We start from the raw sequence: 22,814 nt of genomic DNA on the forward strand, positions 1-22,814 counted from the left end.
ATGCACGCCCCGGGCATCGCGGCGGCGGCACCGGGTTCCGCAGCTGTTCCCTTCGAGGTCCCGGTGGAGCCGGGACCGGAAGAGGCGCGCGACCTGCTGATCCGCGAACTGGCCAAGGAGGAGTACCAGGATGCCCGGCCCGGCGTCCTGGAATCAGTGCTGCAGGCCATCCTCGACTGGCTGGCCGGGCTGATCGCCCAACTCAATGGCTTCAGCCCCAACCTCGGCACGCTGGTCCTGGTTTTGGCTGCCCTGCTGCTGATCGGCGCGGCCGTGTGGCTGGTCAAGCCCCGGCGCAACGCCCGCAGCCGCGCGGCGGCGGAGATGTTCGACGGCGCCGTCCCGCTCACGGCCGACGAACACCGCCGGAAGTCGCGGGCGGCCGCGGACCGGGGCGACTGGGATGCGGCGCTGACGGAGCGGTTCCGCGCGCTGGTGCGCTCGATGGAAGAACGGGTGGTCCTGGATGCCCGGCCGGGCCGCACCGCCGACGAAGCGGCCGCCGGCATCGCCGCCGCGTTCGGCGCCGAGGCCGGGCGGCTGCGTGTTGCGGCCAACCGGTTCGACGCCGTGCGGTACGGCAAGGTGCCCGCCACGCGTGCGGACCTTGACCAGCTGGCGGCCCTGGACGATTCCCTGGCCGCGGCGTCCCCGCAGCCGGGCGGCAGCGGCCCGGCGCCGCTGGCGGTTCCGCGATGAGCCACGCACCCGCCGCGCACCGGACTGCTGCGGCAGCCGATGGCTTCGCCGGAGGCACCACCGGAACCGGCGGCGCACCCGGAGACCTGCCGGAGACCGTCGGCGACGGCGGCTCGGTGCTGTCCACGCTGCGCAACCGGCTGCGGCGGTGGAGCTTCTGGCTCCTCTTGTTGGTGCTGCTGTGCGGGGTGGTGGCGCTGGAGCTGCTCCGCGGCCCGGCCGCCGACCGCGCCGACCTCTCCCCCGGCAACGCCGCGCCCAACGGGGCCCAGGCCGTGGCCGAAGTGCTTCGCCAGCAGGGCGTGCAGGTGACCGCCACGCATTCGCTGCAGGAGACCCGGGACCAGCTGACGGCAGGCGACGCCGCCCTGCTGATCCACGACCCGGGCGGCTACCTGACCGCCGGGCAGCTGAAACCGCTGAAGGAGCAGGCCGCGCGGATCGTGCTGCTCGAGCCCGGCTTCGAGGCGCTGCGGGCCCTTGCCCCCGGCGTCCGGGCCGCCGGCGTCGTCCCCGCCGACGGGGGCAACCTCGCGGCCGCCTGCGGCCTGCCCGGCCCCGCCGCCGCCAGCGAAATCACCCGCGGCGGCCTGGCCTACCGCGGCGGCGGCGAGCTGTGCTTCGCCTTCGAGACACCGGCCGAGGACGCGGCGCCCTTCGTGATGTCCGACGACGGTGCCACCATCGTGCTCGGCGCCGGCCACGTGCTCAGCAACGAAGGCGTCGTGAGCGCGGGCAACGCCGCGCTGGCCCTGCGCACGCTGGGAGCGACCGAGCGGCTGGTGTGGTACCGGGCGGGACTGGAGGACCTTCCGGTGTCCGGCGAAGCGGTCAACCCCATGAGCCTGCTGCCCGCCTGGGTGCTTCCGGTGTCCCTGTGGCTCATGGCCGTCGGCGTTGCCGCGATGTTCTGGCGCGGACGCCGGCTCGGGCCCCTGGTGTCCGAGCCGTTGCCGGTGGTGGTCCGTTCGGCCGAGACCATCGAGGGCCGTGCCCGGCTGTACCAGAGCGCCAAGGCCGTGAACCACGCCGCCGACAACCTGCGCGCCGCCACCCTGACCCGGCTCGCCGCCCACCTGCGGCTGCCCGCGGGCGCCGCGAGCGCCGACGTCGTCGATGCGGTAGCCCGGGACAGCAGCCGCCCGCGGGTTAAAGTGGAGCGCCTCCTGCGCCACGAGGCACCCGGCACCGAAGCCCGGCTGGCGGCCTGGGCACAAGAACTGCAGCAGCTAGAGAAAGAGATAATGCACCGATGAGCGATCAGCCAGGACAACGGCAGGCATCCCACTACGGCGCGGGCCCGGCCGTCGCCACCCCGCCCGCCGACGACGACCGCCTGCGCCAGACCCTGCATGACGTCCGCACCGAAGTGGCGAAGGCGGTGGTGGGCCAGGATGCCACCGTGACCGGGCTGCTGATCGCGCTGCTGTCGCACGGGCATGTGCTGCTGGAGGGGGTGCCCGGCGTCGCCAAGACGCTGCTGGTCCGCTCGCTCTCCGCCGCCCTGAGCCTGGACACCAAGCGGATCCAGTTCACCCCCGACCTGATGCCCGGCGACGTCACCGGCTCCATGATTTACGACACCCACACGGCCGAATTCCGCTTCCGCGAGGGCCCGGTCTTCACGAACATCCTCCTGGCCGACGAAATTAACCGGACGCCGCCGAAGACGCAGGCCTCGCTGCTGGAAGCGATGGAAGAACGCCAGGTGTCGGTGGACGGCACCTCACGGAAACTGCCCGAACCGTTCATCGTGGCGGCCACGCAGAACCCGGTGGAATACGAGGGCACCTACCCGCTGCCGGAAGCGCAGTTGGACCGCTTCCTGCTGAAGCTCACCATGCACCTGCCCGACCGGGACGCGGAAATCGAAATCATCCGCCGCCACAGCCAGGGCTTCGACCCGCGCGACCTGCAGGCCGCCGGCGTCCGGGCCACCGCCTCCGCCGAGGACCTGGTGCAGGCCCGGGCCGCCGTGGCCCGGGTGGCGATCGCGCCGGAGGTGGTCGGCTACATCGTGGACCTGGTCCGGGCCACGCGGTCCGCGCCGTCGTTCCAGCTGGGCGTTTCGCCGCGCGGCGCCACCGCGTTGCTCAACACCTCCCGGGCCTGGGCGTGGCTGAACGGCCGCGGTTTTGTCACGCCGGACGACGTCAAGGCGATGGCCCTGCCGGCGCTGCGGCACCGGGTGGGGCTGCGGCCGGAGGCGCAAATGGACGGCGTGCAGGCCGACGACGTGTTGCAGAGCATCCTGGCCACCGTGCCGGTCCCCCGCTGAGTGACGCCGTGGCGATCACCGGACGTTTTGTCCTGCTGGCCCTGGCGGGCATCCTCCCGCTGATGCTCTTCCCCAGCCCCGGCACGGCCCTGGTGTGCGGCCTGCTGCTGGCCGCGGCGGTCGGCGTGGACCTGGCGCTGGCGCTGTCGCCGCGCCGCGTCGGGCTGCAGCGGAGGCTGCCGTCGAATGTCCGGCTGGGGGAATCCGTGACGGCCCGGCTGGTGCTGGCCAACCATGGCCGCCGCCGGTTGCGGGCCGTGGTGCGCGACGGCTGGCAGCCCTCGGCCGGCGCCGCCAACCCGGAGCAGCGCGTGCGCCTCGCGCCGGGGGAACGGCGGCTGGTCGAGGTGCAGTTGACGCCGCAGCGCCGCGGCGACCTGCAGGCGCACCACGTCACGGTCCGGTCGCTGGGTCCGCTGGGGGTGGCCGCGCGCCAGGTCACCATCGCCCTGCCCGGCCGGCTGCGGGTGCTGCCGCCGTTCCATTCCAAGCGGCACCTGCCCTCCAAGCTGCGCAAGCTGCGTGAACTGGACGGCCGCGTGGCGGTGCAAATCCGCGGGGCCGGCACGGAGTTCGATTCCTTGCGCGACTACGTGCGCGGCGACGACGTGCGCTCCATCGACTGGCGCGCCACCGCCCGGCGGCAGGCCGTCGTCGTCCGCACCTGGCGTCCGGAACGCGACCGGCGGGTGGTGATCGTGCTCGACACCTCCCGCACCTCGGCCGCACGGATCGAGGACGAGCCGCGGCTGGACACCGGAATCGAGGCGTCGCTGCTGCTGGCCGTGCTCGCCGAGCGCGGCGGCGACCGCGTGGATTTCCTGGCCTTCGACCGGCGGCCGAGGGCCAGGGTCGCCTCCGCGGCCAAGGGCAACCTGCTCAACCAACTGGTCAACGCCATGGCCCCGCTGGAACCGGAACTGATCGAAGCGGACTGGTCGCAGATACCCGGGGAGATCCACGCCCTGTCCTCGCACCGGTCGCTGGTGGTGCTGCTGACCTCGCTGGACTCCGGGGCGGCCGAGGAGGGGCTGCTGCCCGTGCTGGCCCAGTTGACCGCCAAGCACACCGTGGTGGTCGCCTCGGTCAGCGATCCGCACGTGGACCGGCTGCGCGTGGTCCGCGGGACCGCCGACGACACGTACCGGGCCGCCGCCGCCGAGCGTGCCGTGCTGGAACGGGCGGCAGTCGCCGCGCAGATCCGCCAGTTCGGCGCGGAAGTGGTGGACGCTCCCCCGCACGAACTGCCCCCTCAACTGGCCGACATGTACATCCGGCTCAAAGCCGCCGGACGGCTGTAACCGCCATGGACCCCGCCACCGGCCTGCCGGGCCGACGCGGTCCCCGACCCGGATGGTGATGCAATGGTTTCCGTCTACCAGCTGGCCCTGGGGCACGACTTCCCGCGCCTGACGCCCGAACTGCAGGAATACTTCTCGCTCGCCCCGCCGGCAGCGGACGACGGCGGACACGAAGCCCGCGGCATCGGCTCCGGCCTGTTCGACGTCGCCGGCTGCCCGGTTCCGGCGCTGCGGCCGTTCCTCGGCCTGACCAGCGGCGACAACGCCTTGTTCCCCGAGTACCAGCACAACGTGCCCTTCAGCATCGAGAACCGGGCTTCCCTGAACGCCGGCGGCCAGCCGGAGCTCACCGCCGTCAGGACACTCAGCTTCCACGACCGGGCCCGGATCGTGGAGGACCGGACCGGTTGGGACCACGATCTGCGCCGGCCCGTCGGTGCGCTGGGCCGCAGCGGCCGCCTGCTGACGGACGTGGCGTGCTCGGTCGGCGCCGACGGCCGGATGCGCCTGGCGTCGCGGCGCTGCCGGATATCAGCCGGCCCGCTCACCATCGGGCTTCCGCTGCTGCTGGATGCCGCGGCTTTCACGGAACAGTGGTGGGATGGATCCGAGGGCCGTTTCCGGATCCGGACGAAGGTCATCCAGCGCCAGCTAGGTACCGTGCTGGAATACTCCGGATCCTTTACGTACTCGGTGCTCGTGGGCTAAGGAGCCCGGTCCTGCCGCGAGGGCGGGCCGCCCCAGGCTCATGCCTCCGCGACGACCTGGTTCAGGGCGTCGGCCGTCTGGGTGAGCCGCTTGACCACCGCGCGCGCCGTCTCCGGCGAACGCCCGGCCAGGCCGGCGGAGGGCGTGACCCTCACCCGGGGCAGCCGCGTCAACGGCAGGCCCAGCTGCCGCCAGGGGCGGACGACCGCATCGACGAGCGCGCTGACCTGCGGGACGGCGCCTGCTGCCGGGTCGATAATGCCTGCCCACACCGTCCGGTCCGCTTCCACCGCGGCGGCGAGGGTTTCCCACTGCCGGGTGGTCAGCGCGCCGGTGGGGAGGGCGACCCCGTCCAGTGCGCTGCCCGCCACGGCGTCGAGGGACGAATCGGCGGCCGGGACCAGGGCGACCACTTCCACGGCTCCGGCGTCGCGCAGGGCGGCGGCCACCAGGTCCCAGGCGGCGGAGGCCTCCGTGGCCGCGACCGCGCGCAGCGTGCGGTATCCGCTGGCCGTGGGAATGGTCCCGGCCAGCACGGCATCGAGCTCCGGCTCCTCGAGTTGGACGACCAGTTCCGTGCCGGCCGGCAGCGCGGCCCTGACGTTGGCCAGGTGTCCGGCCGCGCCTGCCGCGAGCGACTGGGCGAGGTCCCGCCGGGCGCCGGCGTCGATCAGGGCGCGTTCGCCGTTGTGCAGGTGTAGGTTTGCGGCCAGGGACATCGGTCCGCGCACCTGGATCTTGAGTTGGTTGCCGGGGCGGTCTTCGGCGCCGACCACATCGGCCAGCACGTTCAGGTCGGTCCGCAGCGCGGACACGGCCCTGCGGTGATCCTGCCCCGGGCGGTCCACCAAGCGCCAGCCGTGCGGCTGCAGATCGATGAACAGTCCCTCCAGCATGCCCGCGGTTCGTGCGGTCGGGTCCGACCCGGCGCCGCGGTCCGGCAGCTCGACCAGGTGCGGCAGGTTCGGCTCGCCCAGTTCGCCGCGGACGATGCGCGCGGCCTCGGCTGGTTCGGTGCCGGGCCAGCTGCCCAGCCCGGTGGCGCTCACGTGGGCGGGCCGCCCGGCGGCGGCAGCCGCGTCGGCGGCGGGCCCGGGGGAACCGGCGGCCATGTCAGTTGCCGCCGTTATGCTCGTCGGAGATGGCCTGGTGGTGCCTGATGACCTCCGAAATGATGAAGTTCAGGAACTTCTCGGCGAAGGCCGGATCCAAATGCGCTTCTTCGGCCAGCCGCCGCAGCCGGTTGATCTGGGCGGTCTCCCGGTCGGGGTCGGCCGGCGGCAGTTTGTGCGTGGCCTTCAGGTACCCCACCCGCTGGGTCGCCTTGAACCGCTCGGCGAGCAGATAGACCAGCGTTGCGTCGATGTTGTCGATGCTTCCCCGCACCGCCAACAGCTCCGCCATCACCTCGGGCGCCACCTGGTCGGAGAGGGAACTGGCGGTCGGGTCGTAGTCATCGGCAACGCGGGGGTCGGTCATGCCACCAGTTTATGGTTCGGCCCGCGCGGGAGGTGCACCGGTTACCGCTCTGTGAAGCACCGCCCGTCCTCCCGGCCCGGCCCCGGCACGAAAGGACGATCGCCGCCGGCGCGGTTTGGACGAAGGGTTCCGCGCCGGAGCGTGCTGCGCCTAGGAAACGTTGGCCGGGTCCCAGCTCAGCGAACGCGCCGAGTCGATGGTTGCCTGGCCCAGCACCCGGGTTCCCTGGTAGAGCACCATGGTCTGGCCGGGGGCCACGCCGCGCATCGGCTCGATGAGGGTCACGACCAACTGCTGCCGGCCGTCCTCGCCGGCCTCCGCCTGCGCGCGCGCCGCCACCGGGTCGCCGTGCGCGCGGACCTGCACCATGCAGTCGAACTCGGTGTGGGCCTCGACCTCGGGCAACGGCAGGCCCGCCCAGGAGACCTTGATGCCGCGCATCTGGTCGACGGCCAGCAGGTCCTCGGGCCCCACCACCACCTTGTTCTCCTTGGGACGGATCTCCAGCACGAACCGCGGTTTGCCGTCCGGCGCCGGTCGGCCCAGCTTCAGGCCGCGCCGCTGGCCCACAGTGAACGCGTTGGCGCCCTCGTGTTCGCCGACCACCTGGCCGTCCTGGTCAACGATGGAACCGGACTCCATCTCGATCTTCTCGGCCAGCCAGCCGCGGGTGTCGCCGTCGGAAATGAAGCAGATGTCGTGGCTGTCCGGCTTGTTCGCCACGGACAGTCCGCGCCGCGCGGCCTCGGCGCGGACCTCGACCTTGGACGGCGTTTCGGCCAGCGGGAACATGGAGTGTTTGAGCTGTTCGTGGGTCAGCACGCCCAGCACGTACGACTGGTCCTTGGCCCAGTCTGCGGCGCGGTGCAGTTCACGGTTGCCCTGCGCGTCCTCCACCACCTTGGCGTAGTGGCCGGTGCACACCGCGTCGAACCCCAGCGCCAGCGCCTTCTCCAGGAGGGCGGCGAACTTGATCCGCTCGTTGCAGCGCATGCAGGGGTTCGGCGTCCGGCCGGCGGCGTATTCGGCGATGAAATCGTCCACCACGTCTTCCTTGAACCGCTCGGAGAAGTCCCAGACGTAGTACGGGATGCCCAGGATGTCGCAGGCACGCCAGGCGTCGCGCGAATCCTCAATGGTGCAGCAGCCCCGGCTGCCGGTGCGCAGGGTGCCGGGCATCCGGCTCAGGGCCAGGTGCACGCCCACCACGTCGTGGCCGGCCTCCACCGCCCGTGCCGCCGCCACGGCGGAGTCCACGCCGCCGCTCATCGCTGCCAGTACCTTCATGAATTCGTTTCCCTACTGATTCGTTGTTCGTGTCTGCCGCGGCCGTCACGTTCCGTGCGCCCCACCGCACCTGTCCGGTCCGCCGAGGCCTCAGCCGGACTGCGTGCCCGCGGTCTGGATGCTGGAGACGTGGCCGGCCATCCCGGCCTTCCTGGCCCGCGCGTATGCCTCCGGCAGCGCTGCCACCAGTGAGTCAACGTCTGACTCGGTTGTTGTATGCCCGAGCGTGAAGCGCTGGGCCCCGCGGGCTTCTTCTTCGCTCAACCCCATGGCCAGCAGGACGTGCGATGGCCGGGGCACTCCCGCGGTGCAGGCCGACCCGGTGGAGGACTCCACGCCGGCCAGGTCCAGCAGGAACAACAGTGAATCGCCTTCGCAGCCGGGGAAGGTGAAATGCGCGTTGCCGGGCAGCCGCAGGCCCTCGTGCTGCGGATCCGGGGTGCCCCGCAGCACCGCCTCCGGGACGCCGCACGCGACGCCGGCGATGAGCCGGTCGCGCAATTCCGCCAGCCGCGCGGCTTCTTCCGGCAACTGCCCGACGGCGGTCTCCGCGGCCGCGGCGAAGGCCGCGATCGCCGGGGTGTCGAGGGTGCCCGACCGGATGTCGCGTTCCTGGCCGCCGCCGTGCTGGACGGGCGTCAGCTTCACGTCCCGGCCGACCAGCAGCGCACCGACCCCCACGGGGCCGCCGATCTTGTGCGCGCTGATGGCGAGGGTGTCCAGCCCGGACTCTTTGAAATTTACCCGCAGGTGGCCGAACGCCTGGACGGCGTCCGAGTGGACCGGGATGCCGTGCGGCCGCGCGGCGGCGACGATCTCTGCCATCGGCTGGACGCTGCCGACCTCATTGTTGGCCCACATCACGGTGACCAGCGCCACCGCTGCAGGGTCGGCTTCGATTTCCCGGCGCAGGGCCTCGACGGAGACCACGCCGTGGGCGTCGACCGGCAGCCAGACCGCCTCGGCGCCCTCATGCTTCTGGAGCCATTCCACCGTGTCGAGCACGGCATGGTGCTCCACCGGTGAACACAGGATCCGCCGCCGCCGGGGGTCGGCGTCGCGCCGGGCCCAATACAGGCCCTTGACGGCAAGGTTGTCGGCTTCGGTACCGCCGGACGTGAAAATCACCTCGGACGGATGCGCTCCGGCCGCGGCGGCGATGGTTTCGCGGGCGTCCTCGACCACCCTGCGGGCGCGCCGGCCGGAACCGTGCAGCGAGGAGGGGTTGCCGCTGCGGCTGAGTTCATGGGTGAGTGCGGCCAGGGCCTGCGCCATAAGGGGCGTGGTCGCCGCGTGGTCAAGGTACACGGGCACGCCAATATTTTACATGCCCCGGTGCGCCTGGTTTCAGCCCGGCGCCCGGCGCCGGGAGGACCGGAGCCTGCAGGCGGCTCAGCGCCGGTTGATCCTGGCGCAGCAGAACGGCCCGTCCGGATCTGCGGCGACGCCGTGGGACTGGTCCGCGCAGCCGGCCAGCATCCCTTGCAGCAGGGCGAGGTTCAGGCCGCACACGGTTTCCGTGTGGCTGCGGGCCAGCAGGTGGAACGGGCAGTTTCCCAGCGCGAAACCGGCCGCGTCCGGCAGCGGCCGGTAGCCCACTGCGGCGAGTGCTTCCTCCAGGCCGCCGGCGACGGCCCCCAGCTCACGGCCCTTGGCCCGGGCGGCCTCGGCCACCAGTTCGTGCGCCGGGCGGGAGGTCCGGGCCGACTCCTCGACCGCCGTGGCCAGCAGCTCGCCGGCCAGGCCGTAGGCACGTTCCGGCACGGAGGCCGATACTTCCGGCACCGCTGCCGCGTAGACCTTGGCCGGCCTGCCGGAGCCCGGCCCGGATTTACCGCTGAGTTTCCGGAACTCGATGCTCAGCAGTCCGTGCCCGGCCAGCGCGTCCAGCTGGAGGGACACGGTGCTGCGCGGCATATCCAGGGCGGCGGCGGCCTGGTCCCGGGTCACCGGTTCGGCGCTGTAGCGGACGAATTCGAAGAGGCGGCGGCGGACGTCGTCGCCCAGGGCCGAGACGGCAGGGAGTCCGGGTGGCGGCTGGTCGGCCATGGGGTCCTTTCCGGTGGCAGGTGCATTGACTTATCCGGAACTGATTTCTAAAGTCGGATGTACCCATTTTAGAACATCTGGCCCTGCCCCGACAGGCAGCTGCCGGTGCTTCCATCAGATCGGCGGCCAGGGGCGGACCCGCCGCGTGCCCGCCGGCACATGAAGGAGCGCTGCCATGGCTGGGAAACCGATCGTTATCGCCGGAGCCGGCCTGGCCGGCGCAACAGCGGCCAAGGAGCTGCGCAGCGGCGGCTTCGGCGACGAGATCGTGCTGGCCGGCGCCGAGGACAAACACCCTTATCTTCGGCCGCCGCTGTCCAAGGGCTTTCTGGCGGGCCGGGAGGATGAAGAGTCGGGGCTCGTGCAGCAGCCCGGCTGGTATGCGGAGCACGGCGTCCAACTGTTGCGCGGCACCACGGTGGAATCCTTCGATCCCGCTGCCCGTACCGTCTCGCTCTCCGATGCGGGCACGCTGGAGTACTCGCAGCTGCTGCTGGCCACCGGGGCGTCGCCGCGGAGGCTGGAACTGCCCGGCGCCAGGCTGGGCGGCGTGCACTACCTGCGCACGCTGGCGGACAGCCGGGCCCTGCACGCCGTGCTGGCTTCCGGGGACCAGCGGCTGGTCGTGATCGGCATGGGCTGGATCGGCATGGAGGTTGCGGCCACGGCGCGCCAACTCGGCAACGAGGTCACGGTCCTGGGCCGCGGCGACATCCCGCTCGCCCCCGCCCTGGGCGACGCCATCGGCAGCATCTTCGCCGATACCCACCGCCGCGAGGGCGTCCTGCTGCGCACCCGTCGCTGGCCGGTGGAGATTTTCGGCGGGGACGGCACAGGCGGGGAGGGCAGGGTCGCCGGCATTGTCCTGGACAACGGCGAGCGCCTGCCCGCCGACGCGGTGCTGGTCGCCATCGGCGCCGTCCCGAACACCGCCTTGGCCGAAGCTGCGGGGCTGGCCGTGTCCAGCGGCATTGACACCGACCAGACCCTACGCACCTCGGCCGAGCATGTCTACGCTGCCGGCGATGTTGCCCATGCCTACCATCCCGGTTACGGCGGCCCGCTGCGCAGCGAGCACTGGGCGAACGCCCTAACCCAAGGGAAGACCGCCGCCGCCGCCATGCTGGGCCGGGACGCGTCCAACGACGACATCCCGTACTTCTACACCGACCAGTTCGGGATCGGCATGGAGTACTCCGGCTATTTCCCGTGGTCGGCGCGGGGCGAGCCGGTGTTCCGGGGCAACTACCAGGACCTGGACTCCTTGGAGTTCATCGCGTTCTGGCTGCGCGAGGGCAAAGTGGTGGCTGGTATGAATGTAAATATCTGGGACGTCCAGGAGCCCATCCAGGACCTGATCCGTTCCGGCCGCAGCGTGGATGCCGCGGATCTGTCCAATACCGACAAGGAGCTGACCAGCCTGTGAGCCAGCCACTGACGGCGCGGCCGCCGTCCAGCGTCTTCCTACCCGAGCTGTACCACCCGGTGCACGACTTCGGTGTCCGACGGATCGACTTCCGCCGCCAGGTGGCGCTGATGGCCATCGTCAACCGCACCCCCGACTCTTTCTACGACACCGGCCGCACCTTCACCCGGCGGGCCGCCATTGACGCCGCCCTGGCGGCGGTGGCCGCAGGCGCGGACTGGGTGGACATCGGCGGCGTGCCGTTCGCCCCGGGCCCGGCCTTGTCCGCGCGCGAGGAAGCCGAGCGGGTTGTTCCGGTCATCGAGGCCGTGCGGGCCGGTTCGGACGCCATCATCTCCGCCGACACCTTCCTGCCCGAGGTGGCCGAAGCGAGCATCCGCGCCGGAGCCAACGTCATTAACGACACCACCGGATTGCACCACCCGGAGTTGGCCGCGGTCGTGGCGGAAGGCGGGGCGCATCTGGTCATCACTCACTCGCTCGCCGCCCCGCGCACCGTGTATCCCCGCCCCCGTTACGACGACGTAGTCGACGACGTCGCCGGGTTCCTGCAACGAAAGGTGCAGCTGGCCCTGGACCTGGGCATCCCGGCCGGGAAAATCATCGTCGACCCGGGCCACGACCTGAACAAGAACACGCTGCATTCGTTGGAAATCACCCGGCGCTTTGCCGAAATCGCGTCCCTCGGTTACCCGGCGCTGGCGGCGGTGTCCAACAAGGACTTCATCGGCGAGACGCTGGCGCAGCCCAAACAGGAACGGCTCTCCGGCTCGCTGGCCGCCGCGGTGATGTGCATCATGAACGGGGCGCGGATCCTGCGCATGCACAACGCCGCCGAAGCCAGCGCGGCCATCAGGATGACTGAGGCCGTGTTGGGCTGGCGGGAACCGTCCTGCCTGAGGCACAACATGGGCGACGTCAACGAACCGGCGGGGCCGTGACACGCCCGATCCGGCGCCTCCTGCCGCCTGGACCGGAGCAGGCCACCGACCAGCAGCTGCTGGCCTGGTACGGCGAACTCCCCCGCTCCGGCCCGTGGGTCCGCTTCAATTTCGTGGCCAGCCTGGACGGCGCCTCGACCTATGCCGGCCGCTCCGGAACCTTGGGCGACGAGGTGGACCAGCGGGTCTTCCTGCTGTTGCGCAGGCTGGCCGATGTCCTGGTGGTCGGTGCCGGAACGATCCGGGCCGAAGGCTACGGCGGCGAGCTGCTCTCGGCGGAGTCCCAGGAGTGGCGCCTGGCCCGCGGCATGAGTGCGCATCCGCCCGTCGCGGTGGTCTCGGCGTCGCTGGACCTGGACCCGGGCAGCGAATTCTTCACCGCCGCGCCCGTGCGGCCGATCGTACTGACCAGCGCCGCGACGCCCGCGACCCGGCGCCGGGCGCTGGAACCGGTGGCCGATGTGCTCGACGCCGGCACCACCCGGGTGGAACCGGCGCGGGTGGTGAAGGCGCTGGCCGCCCGCGGCTACGAGCAGATCCACAGCGAGGGCGGGCCGCTTCTCTTCGGCAGCTTCCAGGCGGCGGGACTGGTGGACGAGCTGTGCCTGACGATCAGCCCGGTGTTGGCCGGCGGGGCCGCCAAGCGGATAACCGACCACGTTCCCGGCGCGCACGAGTCGCTGCAGCGGCTTCAACTGCGGCAGGTGCTCGAGTCCGGGTCGATGCTGCTGTTGCGCTACACCGCCGCGGACAGCGCACCGGGGACCACGTCCACGGACACCGGCAGCCTCCCCACCCGCTCGCCGTCGGCGTAAGCGGTGACGCCGGCGGCCTCCAACTGGACCGTCCTGACCCGCTCGATGCGGACCGCCGGATGGCCGAGGTGCCGGCCGGCGTAGACGCGCGGAAAGATGCCGACGAAGGCCGGACGGGACAGTGGCAAGACTATGAACAGATCCAGCAAACCGTCGTCGTACGCCGCCCCCGGCACCACACGCATCCCGCCGCCAAAGGAGCGGCCGTTGGCCACGGCCACGAGCATCGCGTCGACCTCCCGCGGCACGCCGTCCACGACGAGGCTGTAGCGGATGGGCCGGAAGGAGGCGAGTTCGCGCAGCATGGCCAGCGGATAGCGCAGCCGGCCGCGGGGGAACCTCCAGCGGTTGGCGCGGTCGTTGACCGCCGCGTCGAAGCCGGCCGAGAGCACCCCGGCGAACCAGGCCGTGGAACCGTCCGGATGCGTCACCCGGCCCAGGTCCACCCTGCGCGGCTGCTCCAAGGCGTGCAGGAAATGACCGACGGCGGCGGCCGGCCCGGCGGGCAGGCCGAACAGCCGGGCAAAGTCGTTTCCGGTGCCCGTCGGCACGATGCCCAGCGGAACCTGTGTGCCCGCCAGCGCGTTGACTGCTAAGTGAACCATTCCGTCACCGCCCACCACCAGGAGGGCGGAGACCCCGCGGCGCAGCGCGCCGGCGACCAGGTCGGCGAGCGCGGCCCACGTTTCCGCCCGCAGCTCGAGGGCGGGGCGGCCACGCCGGGCGAGTTCTGCCATGACCTCCGCTCCGGCACCGGCGGTCGTTCCGAAGGACGCACGGGGGTTGACGGCGACGGCAATCGGCGCGGGGGACGGCAGCGAGGTCACAGCAGATCATTGTGGCATCGCGGCGGCCAGTGGCCGCGGTACGACACAGGCGGCCGGCGGTTACACTTGGCTTCGCGCAGGACCCCCGAGACCCGACAGAGAGGCGGCCGGTGATTCCCCTATCCCACTACGACGTCCTGGGGTTGCCGGTTAATGCCACGGCGCACCAGATCAAGGCCGCGTACCGCCGGGCCGCCCGTGCCACGCACCCGGACCATGGCGGGGATGCCGCCGAGTTCCGCCGCGTCAGCCTCGCCTACGAAGTCCTCAGCAACCCGCAGGCCAGGTCCCGCTACGACCGTTCCTACGGTGCCGCCGGCCCGGGCGCCCCGACGGACAGCACCGGAACCTTCGCGGCCGGCCCCGGTCCCCGGCACTCTGCGCCCGGGCAACGCGGTCCGTCGGCATCGGACTCCCCCGTTTATGTTCCCGCCTACGGCTCCCCGGACGGGTCCACCGCGTTGCCGGAGAACATCGCCCGCCAGCACATCCATGGGGCGCCGCGGAAGCGTGGCATCTTCGGCGCCGGGGCGAGGCTGCGGCGCGAGGCGCTGACGGCGCAGCTGATCAGCCGGCAGATCCTGCCGGCCATCCCGTCCGCACGGCTGGTCAACGGCCTGCATTCGCCGGCGGACAACGGCTTCATCGACCACGCGCTGTTGGCCGGCTACCGGCTGGCACTGATTGATTCGATGCTGCTGCCGCGGGGGAATTTCCGCTGGGACGGCCGCACCCTGCATAAGGACGGGCGGATCGTGGAACCGCCGAGGCTGGCACCGGCGGTGCGCATGATGCAGGAACTGTTTCCGGAGCTCAATGTCACCGGCTGGACGGTGATCCACTCCGCGGACGGGAACCTCCACGAACCGGTGATCGATTACACGCGCGGCTACGACCCGGACGGGATCGTCCCGGTACACGTGGTCAACGCGGCGCGGCTGGTGCGCGAACTCAAGCAGTTCCTGTCCTCCGGCCCGGCGCCGAACACCGTGCACGTCCCCTCGCTCGCCAAGTTGCTGGGCGGCATGCACGCCTGACGGCGTGCTGCTCCGCCGCCCGGGGGCTGTTCCGTCCGCCGAAGGATGCCGGGCCGCGGCTGCGGCGCGCTTAGGATGGAATCCGTGTTCCGCATCCTCTTCTACGCCCCCGAAATCCCCGGCAATACCGGCAACGCCATCCGGCTGGCCGCGGTCACCGGAGCCGAACTGCATCTGGTCGAGCCGCTGGGCTTTACCTTCGAAGACGCCAAGCTGCGCCGCGCGGGGCTGGACTACCACGATCTTGCCGTGGTCCGGGTCCACGCGGATCTGGAAGCCGCGTGGGACGCCCTGCAGCCGGAGCGGGTCTTCGCTTTTGCGTCCGACGGGGAGCGCTCCTACACGGACGTCGCCTACGCTCCCGGCGACGTGCTGATGTTCGGGCCGGAGTCGGTCGGGCTGCCGACATCGGTCAAACAGGATCCGCACGTCACGGCGCGGCTGCGCCTGCCCATGCTTCCGTCGCTGCGGTCGCTGAACCTGGCCAACTCGGCCTCCATCGCCGTCTATGAGGCGTGGCGGCAGCACGGTTTTGCCGGGGCGAAACTGTAGCGCCGACGCGTGCGATGCGGCGGCGTGTCGGGCTGGACCCTGCCTCCGGCATGGGCGGATAGACTTGAATCCTATGGATACGCCCCAGCCATCTGATCGCCTGGCCAGCCCCGGTAACTCCACCGGGGACAACGACTACGCACCGGATGACGATGTCTCCGTGCTGCACGCCGACCAGCTCACCGGCGGATCGGAAGACACCGAGCGGCGGCCGATGCCGGCCGTCACCAAATGGCTGCTGCTTGCCCTGGCTGCCGTCGTCGTGGTGGTGGGGGCCATCGCCGTAGCGAAAACCCTGGGCGGAACCTCGGACCAGGACGTCACGGCTGCCGCGGACGTCGTCGCCAGCCAGCAGGAACTGGAGGGAGGCGGCACCGTGGACGCCTCGGTGTCGCTCCGCGAGAACGCCGCCGTCCTGACGTTCCACGGCGTCCAGGCGTCCGAGGGGCGCACGTACCAGGTCTGGCGGCTTCCGGTGGACGGTTCGGCGCCGGTGTCGGCCGGCACCATCGACGCCGCCGACATCACCTCGGGCAAGCCGGTGGTTATCGACGGCATCTCCACCAGCCGCGAACTGGCCGTCTCCATCGAGGCACCCGGCGGGGCCGAATCCCCCAGCCTGCCGTTCGCCGTCGTCATTCCGCTCGCCACGCCGTAGCCCGGCACCGCCGGCCACCGTGCCGCCGTGGGCGGCAGGTCGGCCGGCGGGCGGCCTGCGTCAGAATCCGGCGATGGTTTCCGGGGTATTGATCCCCACCACGTGGAAGGCTTCCGCGCTGCGTCCGGGCAGGCCGCCGCGCATGGCGTTCTCGGCCAGGTTCTGGCGCACGCGGGCGTCCATCGCGGCCAGGTCCGGATGTTGGCTCGCGTGGATCCGGATGGCGGCCAGCTTCGTGTCCACGTGGTCGGTGATGTCCACGTAGTGGTTCTCGCGTTCCCGCGGCCCGCCGTAGAACCACAGGAACGGCACTTTGTAGGCGGCCAGCCCTGCCTCGAGCAGTTCGGGATAGGCGTACGGGTTTTCCACGGCCGGGTAGATCGCGCGGGTGACGATTTCTCCGCAGGCCAGATGGTCCGGGTGGCTTTTTTGAATCCGGTCCCAGGCACGCTCCGGATGCATGGACAGCACGATGTCGGGCCGGATGCGGCGCATCAGCTCCACCACCTGGCGGATCACGTCGTGGGTGGGCTCCAGGTAGCCGTCGGGCTGATGCAGGAAATGCAGGTCGGTGACGCCGGCCAGCGCCGCGGCCTTGGCCTGCTCGGCTGCCCGCAGTTCGACGATGCCGGCGCGCTGGGCGTCGTCAAAGCCGCCGGCATCGCCGTCGGTCATGATGCAGTAGCTGACTTCCACGCCCGCCGCGGTCCAGCGGGCAATGGTGCCGGCGGCCCCGAAGTCCAGGTCGTCGGGGTGCGCAGCAAAGACCAGGACGCGTGCCGGCCGGAATTCCTCGACTGTCACCGCTGTCACCGCTGTCACCGCCGCTAGCCCTTCCGCCGGCGGATCTCGGCGGCGGCCTGCGGCAAGACGGTGGCCAGGTCGCCCACGATGCCGAAGTCGGCGATCTCGAAGACCGGCGAGTCGGCGTCGTTGTTAACCGCAACAATCACCTTGGCGGTCTGCATGCCGGCCTTCTGCTGGATGGCCCCGGAGATGCCCGCGGAAATGTACAGCTGGGGCGAGACGGTCTTGCCGGTCTGGCCCACCTGCGCCGAGTGCTCGATCCAGCCGGCATCGGTGGCGGCCCTGGAGGCACCCACCGCCCCGCCGAGCGCGTCGGCCAGGTCTTCGATCGGCGCGAAATCGCCGCCGGTGCCGCGGCCCCCGGCCACGACGACGCGTGCCTCGGTCAGGTCAGGACGGCCGGTGGCGGCCTTCTCGGTGCGTTCGGTGATGCGGGCGGCGGGGCCGAAGTCCCCGGCGTCGACCGTCACGACCTGCGGCGCCGCCGCTTGGGCCGCCGGAGCCTCGGCCACAACATTGGCCTTCACGGTGATGACCGGCGTGCCTTCGGTGACATTGGCCTGCACGGTATAGGCGCCGGCCAGCACGCTCTTGGTCACCGTCAGGTCCGCCGAGACGTCGATGGCGTCGGTGATGACCCCGGATGACAGCTTGATGCCGGCCCGGGCGGCGATCTCCTTGCCTTCAAACGTGTTGTCCAGCAGCACCGCGGCCGGAGCGGCCTGGCGCACGGCTGCCGCCAGGAAGGCTGCCTTCGGGGCCACCAGGGCGCCGTCCACGTCAGCGGCCGGTACGTAGACGGTGCCCGCGCCGTACTCCCCGAGCTCGGTCCGCAGGGCGTCGGTGAGATCGCCGTTGAATGCCGCTAGCGGTTCTCCGATGCTGCGGGCGAGCGTGAGCAGTTCCCGGTGAATCTTGTGCAGGGCGTGACCGGGACGGTCGATGAAGACAAGAACAGTAGTCATGGTGCCGATATCCTTCGCGGTTTCCGTGGCGGACTAGAGCAGGTTCTGGGCGGCCAGGAAGTCCACCAGGCGGATCCCGGCGTCGCCCTCATCGGTGATGATGGTGCCCTGCGACCGCGGCGGCCGCGCTTCTGCCTTGGCGACGGCCGTCCAGGCACCCGCCGTGCCGACCGCACCGGGTTCGATGCCCAGGTCCGCCAGCGACACGGTGGCCACCGGCTTTTTCTTGGCGGCGATGATGCCCTTGAAGTTCGGGTAACGCGGTTCATTGATCTGGTCGGTGACCGATACCACCGCGGGGAGTTCCGCTTCCAGGCTGTCGGCGTGGGTATCGCCGTCCCGACGGGCGCGCACGGTGGTCCCGTCGACCTCCAGGCTGGCGGCGAAGGTCAGCTGCGGCAGGCCCAGGCGCTCGGCCAGCTGCGCCGGAACCAGCGAGGTTTCGCCGTCGGTGGAGGCCATGCCGGTGAGCACCAGGTCAATGTCGCCGAGGCTGCGGACGGCGGCGGCCAGCACCAGCGACGTCCCGGCGGCGTCCGAGCCGGCCAGGGCATCATCGTTTACGTGCATGCCTTCGGTGGCGCCGATCTGGAGCGCCTTCTTCACCGCGGTGGCCGCCGCTGCCGGGCCCATGCTCAGCGCGATCACCCGGTTGCCGGCCTTCGGGCCGCCGCGCTCCTCCGCCAACTGCAGGGCGGCTTCGATGGCGTATTCGTCCAGTTCGGACAGGATGCTCTCCGAGCGGTCCACCGTTGCCGGATCGCCGGTCAGGTGCCGGTCGAACTGTGCGTCCGGTAGGTGCTTGACCAGCACCACGATGTTCAAGGCTGTGCCTGCTGCTTTTTGCATCCTCGCTGAACTTCCTTCCGCCGTCCACGGCCCGCGCGGGTGTTGCGGGCCGCTGCAAACACCCTAACCTTACCGGCAACGCCGCGGCGGTAAACACCTGCGGGGCTGCCGTGTGCGCCACCCCGGTGGGGGCTGGTGCCTCACCGGGGACGTGCGGTCAGGCCTGGCCTTCGCCCAGGGTCACGTCGACGGTGCGTTCTTCGCCGCCGCGCAGGTAGGTGAGCTGCACGGTGCTGCCGGCGGCATGTTCGCGGATGGCCGCGGTCAAGGACTGGCTGTCGCCGATGACACGGTTTTCCACCCGGGTGATGACATCGCCCTTCCGCAGGCCGGCCTCCTTGGCGGGCGAGCCCTCAACGACCTCCACGACGGCCGCGCCCACGGAGAACTGGGTGTTGCCGGAGGAGTTGCCGGAGGGCTTGGCCGTCACCGTCACACCGAGTTGGCCGTGGCTCGCCGTCCCGTCTTCGATCAGCTCCTGGGCAATCCGCTGCGCGTAGTTGCTCGGGATGGAGAAGCCCACGCCGATGCTGCCGCTGTCTTCGCTGGAGGAAGCGATGGCCACGTTGACGCCGATGACCTCTCCGTTGGTGTTCACGAGCGGACCGCCCGAGTTGCCATGGTTGATCGCCGCATCGGTCTGGATGACGTTCAGGAAAATGCTGCCCTGGTTCGAGGAGCGTTCCTCGCCCGGGAACTGGAAGTTCCACTGGTCGCCCGGCCCGGGCTGGGCACTGTCGCCGGAATCCTCCGGCACGGCGGAGGACGAGACGCTGATGGTGCGGCTCAAGGTGGACACGATGCCGTCGGTGACGGTGCCCGCCAGGCCCAGCGGCGCTCCGATGGCGATGGTGGTGTCGCCGACATTGAGCTTGTCGGAGTCGGCAAACGTCGCCGGCGTGAGGCCCTTGGCATTGGTCTTGATCACGGCCAGGTCCGACAAGGGGTCGGTGCCGATCACCTTGGCCTTGTGCACGCCGCCGTCGCTGGTGCGCACCTCGACGTCGGGGTTGGCCGTCTGGCCACCCAGCGTCACCACGTGCGCGTTGGTGAGGATATGCCCCTCCGTGTCCAGGATGATGCCCGATCCTGATCCGCCCGTGTTGCCGCTGGCCACCGAGATCGTCACGACGCTCGGCGAGGCCTTGGCCGCCGCGGCGGCGATCTCGTTGACCGAGTCCGTGTTGTTCACGATCAGCTGCTCCGGCCCGCTGCCGGTGATGGAGGTGCCCGCCGAGCCGTCCGCCAGCGCCTGGGAGCCCACGGCGACTCCACCGCCGGCCAGGCCTGCCAGCAACATGCCGGCGATCAGCGTCCCGGTGCCAAAACGCTTCCTGGTGCCCGCCCCGGCAGGCCGCCCGCCGGACGGGTTTCCGTAGCCGGTCCCCTGCCCGGGGCTTCCGCTCCCGTATCCGGAGTTGTGGCCCTGGCCTCCGTAGCTGGCAGGGCTGCCCGCGTTCTCCTGGCCGTAGGACGGCACGGCATACTGGCCGAAGGTGCCCGGGGCGTGCTGGCCGTACCGGGGCTGCTGCGGGGCGTGGTGTTGGGGCTCCTGCCGGGCCTGGTCTTGCGCCGGGACCTGCCGCGCAGCTTCCGGTACCGGGCGGCGGAACGGCTGGGTCTCGTCGGCTGCCGCCGGCTGCTCCCCCGCACGGAAGGCCGGCGGATTCTGCGGCAGCGGTGGCATCGGCCGGGCGGGCCGCTGCTGCGGCTCCTGGTTATTCTCGCTCATGGCAGGTCCTTTCTGGGTCTGCATTCCACTATGCACGGCTTCGCTGGGATAACGTCGCACGTTTCCTGTAAGGAAACTGGAAACCAGCCGTATGTCCACGGCGGTCGCGGCCCCGCCCGACGCCTGCTCACGCCCGGCTTTGGTGTCAAACGATGAATCGTCGTCTGCCACATCCGGTGAAGCAGCTGCTCCGTGTTCGCCGCGGGCGGAGGGCTGTGGTGGACGGTGTCAAACGCAGGACCATAGAATCACGAGTGGGTGGATCCGCCCCGGCCGGGGCCAGGACCACGCCGACGAGCCGGGGCGCCACGGCCCCAGCTTGCTGCTGAAGGGACCTTTATGCGCTCACCGTTCAGGCGTCTGGCGGCCGTAGCCGGCCTGACGGCAGTCTTCCTCGCGCCCGCGGCGCTGGCGCATGCGGTGCCGCCGGTCGATATTCCGCCGGGCGAGTTCGTGGTGGACCAGGCCGGTGTGCTGGGCGGCCGGACGGCCGAGGTCGAGGACGCCGTGCGCGAGCTGCAGCAGTCCGAAGGCCTGAACGTCTATATCGTCTTCGTGGATGAATTCACCGAGCCGACCGACCGCAAGCAGTGGGTGCTGGACACGGCCGAGCTCAACTCGCTGGGCTCCGTCGATAGCTTGCTGGCCGTTGCCGTCGACGGCCGCGAATACCTGTTCCAGTCGGCCGAAGGCAATCCCGTCGTCTCCCGGGACCAGAACATCGCGCAATCCATCCGGCCGGCCCTCGGCGAAGCGGACTGGGCGGGGGCCGCGCTGACCGCCGTGGCGGGGGTCGAGGACGCCGCGACCGGCGGCGACGGTTCCGTTGATTCCGGTGGCGGCTCGCTGGGCCCGGTGCTGCTCATTGGCGGTGTCGTGGTGGTGGGCGGCGGCGCGGCGCTGCTGTATGCGCGGTCCAAGCGGAACAAGAGCCAGCGCCCGCAGCCGCAGCTGCAGACCGGCCCGGACGGCCGGCCGCTGGATCCGCATGACGCCATGTCCGTGGAGGACCTTCGCAAGAAGGCCGGCAGCCTGCTGGTGGCCGCCGACGACGCGATCAAGTCGAGCGAGCAGGAACTGGGCTTCGCCATGGCCCAGTACGGCGACGAAGCCGTGCAGCCGTTCCGCCAGGACATCACCGCGGCCAAGTCCCACATGATGGAGTCCTTTAAGCTGCAGCAGCAGCTCGATGACCATATTCCGGACACCGAAGAAGAGCAGCGCGCCTGGCTCGGCGACATCATCCGCCGCTGCGAGGCGGTCAACGATTCCCTCCAGGCACACAAAGAGGACTTCGACGCGCTGCGGGAGCTGGAAAAAACCGCACCGCAGGCGCTCGAGCAGGCTCGGGCCGCCGCCCGGGAAACCCGCGGCAGGCTGGATGATGGCACGGCCCGGCTGCGGGAGCTTCGCGCCCGCTTTGCCGACAGCGCGCTGCAACAGGTAGCCGACAACATCGGCCAGGCCGGGGAACGGCTGGATTTCGTCGGGAACGCGGCCAGCACCGCGCAGGACAAACTCGACGAAGGAGACCGCAGCGCCGCCGTGATTGCCGTGCGCGCCGCCGAGGAGAGCCTGCACCAGGCCAACATCCTGCTGGAGGCCATCGCCAGGACGGCCAAGGATCTTGAGGACGCCCGGCAGAGCATGGAACGCACCATCGCCGACGCGACCCAGGACATCGCCCAGGCCAGGGCCATCATCGCGTCCGGGCAGCATCCCGAGCTGACGGGCCCCTTGGCCGGGCTGGAAGCGGCGGTGTCCGCCGTCCGGCAGGAGGTTGCCGGGGGACGCGTCGACCCGATCATGATGGTGCAGCGGCTGGAGGCAGCCATGGAGCCCCTGGACGCCTCGCTCTCCGGGATCCGGGACGCCGAGGACCGCAACCGGCGTGCCCGCGAGGCCCTGCAGCACGCCATCATGTCCGCGCAGGCCCAGATCTCCGGCACCTCGGATTACATTCAGGCGCGGCGCGGCGGCGTTCGCAGCGAGGCACGCACCCGGCTGGCGGAGGCGGAACGGAACCTCGACCATGCGCTGGCCATCGCCGACTCGGATCCTGAGCAGGCGCTCAACTACGCCCGCCAGGCCAATGCCCTGGCGCAGCAGGCCAGCCAGATGGCCCAGGAGGATGTGGACGGCTTCGGCGGCGGCATGGGCGGCTTCGGCGGCGGCGGCATGTTCGGCGGTCGGGGCGGCGGCCTGGGCGGGGCGATCCTCGGCGGCATCCTCATCGATTCCATCCTGCACGGCGGACACGGCTCGCACGGCGGCGGCGGAATCTTCGGTGGCGGCGGAGGCGGTGACGTCTTCGGCGGCGGCGGCTTCGGAGGTTTCGGCGGTGGCGGCGGCGGCTTCGGTGGCTTCGGCGACGGCGGCGCCGGCGGCGGCTTCTAGACCAGAC

At 71.0% G+C, this 22,814-nt stretch carries 22 protein-coding genes; 12 read left to right on the plus strand and 10 right to left on the minus strand.

The window, feature by feature from the left end; translation table 11 throughout:
- From AC5RVZ_RS18930 to AC5RVZ_RS18950, 5 genes are all read left to right on the plus strand, one after another.
- The gene (locus AC5RVZ_RS18930) at positions 1-699 is read left to right on the plus strand and encodes a DUF4129 domain-containing protein (protein ID WP_494067564.1); all 699 of its coding nucleotides are present in this window, start codon (positions 1-3) and stop codon (positions 697-699) included.
- The gene (locus AC5RVZ_RS18935; protein ID WP_494067272.1) at positions 696-1,955 is read left to right on the plus strand and encodes a DUF4350 domain-containing protein; all 1,260 of its coding nucleotides are present in this window, start codon (positions 696-698) and stop codon (positions 1,953-1,955) included. Before AC5RVZ_RS18930 ends, AC5RVZ_RS18935 begins: the two co-directional genes overlap by 4 nt.
- The gene (locus AC5RVZ_RS18940; protein WP_494067273.1) at positions 1,952-2,977 is read left to right on the plus strand and encodes an AAA family ATPase; all 1,026 of its coding nucleotides are present in this window, start codon (positions 1,952-1,954) and stop codon (positions 2,975-2,977) included. The genes AC5RVZ_RS18935 and AC5RVZ_RS18940 overlap by 4 nt, the downstream gene beginning before the upstream one ends.
- Before the next feature lie 8 nt (positions 2,978-2,985).
- Entirely contained in the window at positions 2,986-4,278 is a 1,293-nt protein-coding gene (locus AC5RVZ_RS18945; RefSeq protein ID WP_494067274.1) for a DUF58 domain-containing protein, read from the plus strand.
- 63 nt (positions 4,279-4,341) lie between these two features.
- On the plus strand, positions 4,342-4,986 hold the full coding sequence (locus tag AC5RVZ_RS18950) for a DUF4166 domain-containing protein (protein WP_494067275.1): 645 nt from the start codon (positions 4,342-4,344) through the stop codon (positions 4,984-4,986).
- A 38-nt stretch (positions 4,987-5,024) separates the two neighbouring features.
- On the opposite strand, the gene AC5RVZ_RS18955 is transcribed toward AC5RVZ_RS18950, so the two are convergent.
- The 5 genes from AC5RVZ_RS18955 to AC5RVZ_RS18975 form a co-directional block, all read right to left on the minus strand.
- The gene (locus tag AC5RVZ_RS18955) at positions 5,025-6,098 is read right to left on the minus strand and encodes a uroporphyrinogen decarboxylase/cobalamine-independent methonine synthase family protein (RefSeq protein ID WP_494067276.1); all 1,074 of its coding nucleotides are present in this window, start codon (positions 6,096-6,098) and stop codon (positions 5,025-5,027) included.
- 1 nt (position 6,099) lies between these two features.
- The gene (locus AC5RVZ_RS18960; RefSeq protein ID WP_494067277.1) at positions 6,100-6,465 is read right to left on the minus strand and encodes a chorismate mutase; all 366 of its coding nucleotides are present in this window, start codon (positions 6,463-6,465) and stop codon (positions 6,100-6,102) included.
- Between the two features lie 150 nt (positions 6,466-6,615).
- A complete protein-coding gene (gene mnmA / locus AC5RVZ_RS18965; RefSeq protein ID WP_494067278.1) occupies positions 6,616-7,752 on the minus strand; it encodes a tRNA 2-thiouridine(34) synthase MnmA in 1,137 nt (378 codons plus the stop codon).
- Positions 7,753-7,842: 90 nt separating this feature from the next.
- Positions 7,843-9,066: a cysteine desulfurase family protein gene (locus AC5RVZ_RS18970; RefSeq protein ID WP_494067279.1), complete on the minus strand. Its 1,224-nt coding sequence runs from the start codon at positions 9,064-9,066 to the stop codon at positions 7,843-7,845.
- A gap of 78 nt (positions 9,067-9,144) precedes the next feature.
- Positions 9,145-9,801, minus strand: coding sequence for a helix-turn-helix transcriptional regulator (locus AC5RVZ_RS18975; protein WP_494067280.1), 657 nt, complete (start codon positions 9,799-9,801; stop codon positions 9,145-9,147).
- 175 nt (positions 9,802-9,976) lie between these two features.
- Here AC5RVZ_RS18975 and AC5RVZ_RS18980 point away from each other — a divergent pair, with 175 nt between their 5' ends.
- From AC5RVZ_RS18980 to AC5RVZ_RS18990, 3 genes are read left to right on the plus strand one after another with little or no spacing between them, the layout of a single operon-like run.
- Positions 9,977-11,227 carry an NAD(P)/FAD-dependent oxidoreductase gene (locus tag AC5RVZ_RS18980; protein WP_494067281.1) on the plus strand — a complete coding sequence of 417 codons (1,251 nt, stop codon included), beginning with the start codon at positions 9,977-9,979 and terminating at the stop codon, positions 11,225-11,227.
- Entirely contained in the window at positions 11,224-12,168 is a 945-nt protein-coding gene (folP, locus tag AC5RVZ_RS18985; protein ID WP_494067282.1) for a dihydropteroate synthase, read from the plus strand. The genes AC5RVZ_RS18980 and folP overlap by 4 nt, the downstream gene beginning before the upstream one ends.
- Complete coding sequence (locus tag AC5RVZ_RS18990) at positions 12,165-12,983, plus strand: pyrimidine reductase family protein (protein WP_494067283.1); 819 nt, start codon at positions 12,165-12,167, stop codon at positions 12,981-12,983. The genes folP and AC5RVZ_RS18990 overlap by 4 nt, the downstream gene beginning before the upstream one ends.
- On the opposite strand, the gene AC5RVZ_RS18995 is transcribed toward AC5RVZ_RS18990, so the two are convergent.
- Positions 12,905-13,810, minus strand: coding sequence for a diacylglycerol/lipid kinase family protein (locus tag AC5RVZ_RS18995; protein ID WP_494067284.1), 906 nt, complete (start codon positions 13,808-13,810; stop codon positions 12,905-12,907). The genes AC5RVZ_RS18990 and AC5RVZ_RS18995 overlap by 79 nt on opposite strands.
- A 110-nt stretch (positions 13,811-13,920) precedes the next feature.
- Between AC5RVZ_RS18995 and AC5RVZ_RS19000 the strand changes: the two genes are divergently transcribed.
- The 3 genes from AC5RVZ_RS19000 to AC5RVZ_RS19010 all read left to right on the plus strand — a co-directional run bounded on the left by AC5RVZ_RS19000 (position 13,921) and on the right by AC5RVZ_RS19010 (position 16,057).
- A complete protein-coding gene (locus tag AC5RVZ_RS19000; protein ID WP_494067285.1) occupies positions 13,921-14,847 on the plus strand; it encodes a J domain-containing protein in 927 nt (308 codons plus the stop codon).
- Positions 14,848-14,931: 84 nt separating this feature from the next.
- Complete coding sequence (locus AC5RVZ_RS19005) at positions 14,932-15,399, plus strand: tRNA (cytidine(34)-2'-O)-methyltransferase (protein ID WP_494067286.1); 468 nt, start codon at positions 14,932-14,934, stop codon at positions 15,397-15,399.
- Between the two features lie 73 nt (positions 15,400-15,472).
- On the plus strand, positions 15,473-16,057 hold the full coding sequence (locus AC5RVZ_RS19010; RefSeq protein ID WP_494067287.1) for an anti-sigma factor: 585 nt from the start codon (positions 15,473-15,475) through the stop codon (positions 16,055-16,057).
- Between the two features lie 60 nt (positions 16,058-16,117).
- Here the strand turns inward: AC5RVZ_RS19010 and AC5RVZ_RS19015 are convergent, their stop codons facing one another.
- From AC5RVZ_RS19015 to AC5RVZ_RS19030, 4 genes are all read right to left on the minus strand, one after another.
- Positions 16,118-16,870, minus strand: a complete 753-nt coding sequence (locus AC5RVZ_RS19015; protein WP_494067288.1) for a PIG-L deacetylase family protein — start codon at positions 16,868-16,870, stop codon at positions 16,118-16,120.
- Positions 16,871-16,884: 14 nt separating this feature from the next.
- Positions 16,885-17,829 carry an electron transfer flavoprotein subunit alpha/FixB family protein gene (locus AC5RVZ_RS19020; RefSeq protein WP_494067289.1) on the minus strand — a complete coding sequence of 315 codons (945 nt, stop codon included), beginning with the start codon at positions 17,827-17,829 and terminating at the stop codon, positions 16,885-16,887.
- A gap of 33 nt (positions 17,830-17,862) precedes the next feature.
- Entirely contained in the window at positions 17,863-18,678 is an 816-nt protein-coding gene (locus AC5RVZ_RS19025) for an electron transfer flavoprotein subunit beta/FixA family protein (protein ID WP_494067290.1), read from the minus strand.
- 157 nt (positions 18,679-18,835) lie between these two features.
- A complete protein-coding gene (locus AC5RVZ_RS19030) occupies positions 18,836-20,410 on the minus strand; it encodes a S1C family serine protease (protein ID WP_494067291.1) in 1,575 nt (524 codons plus the stop codon).
- Positions 20,411-20,749: 339 nt separating this feature from the next.
- Here AC5RVZ_RS19030 and AC5RVZ_RS19035 point away from each other — a divergent pair, with 339 nt between their 5' ends.
- Positions 20,750-22,807, plus strand: coding sequence for a TPM domain-containing protein (locus AC5RVZ_RS19035; protein WP_494067292.1), 2,058 nt, complete (start codon positions 20,750-20,752; stop codon positions 22,805-22,807).
- Positions 22,808-22,814 lie beyond the last annotated feature (7 nt).

The organism is Arthrobacter sp. Cza30, from assembly GCF_059090765.1.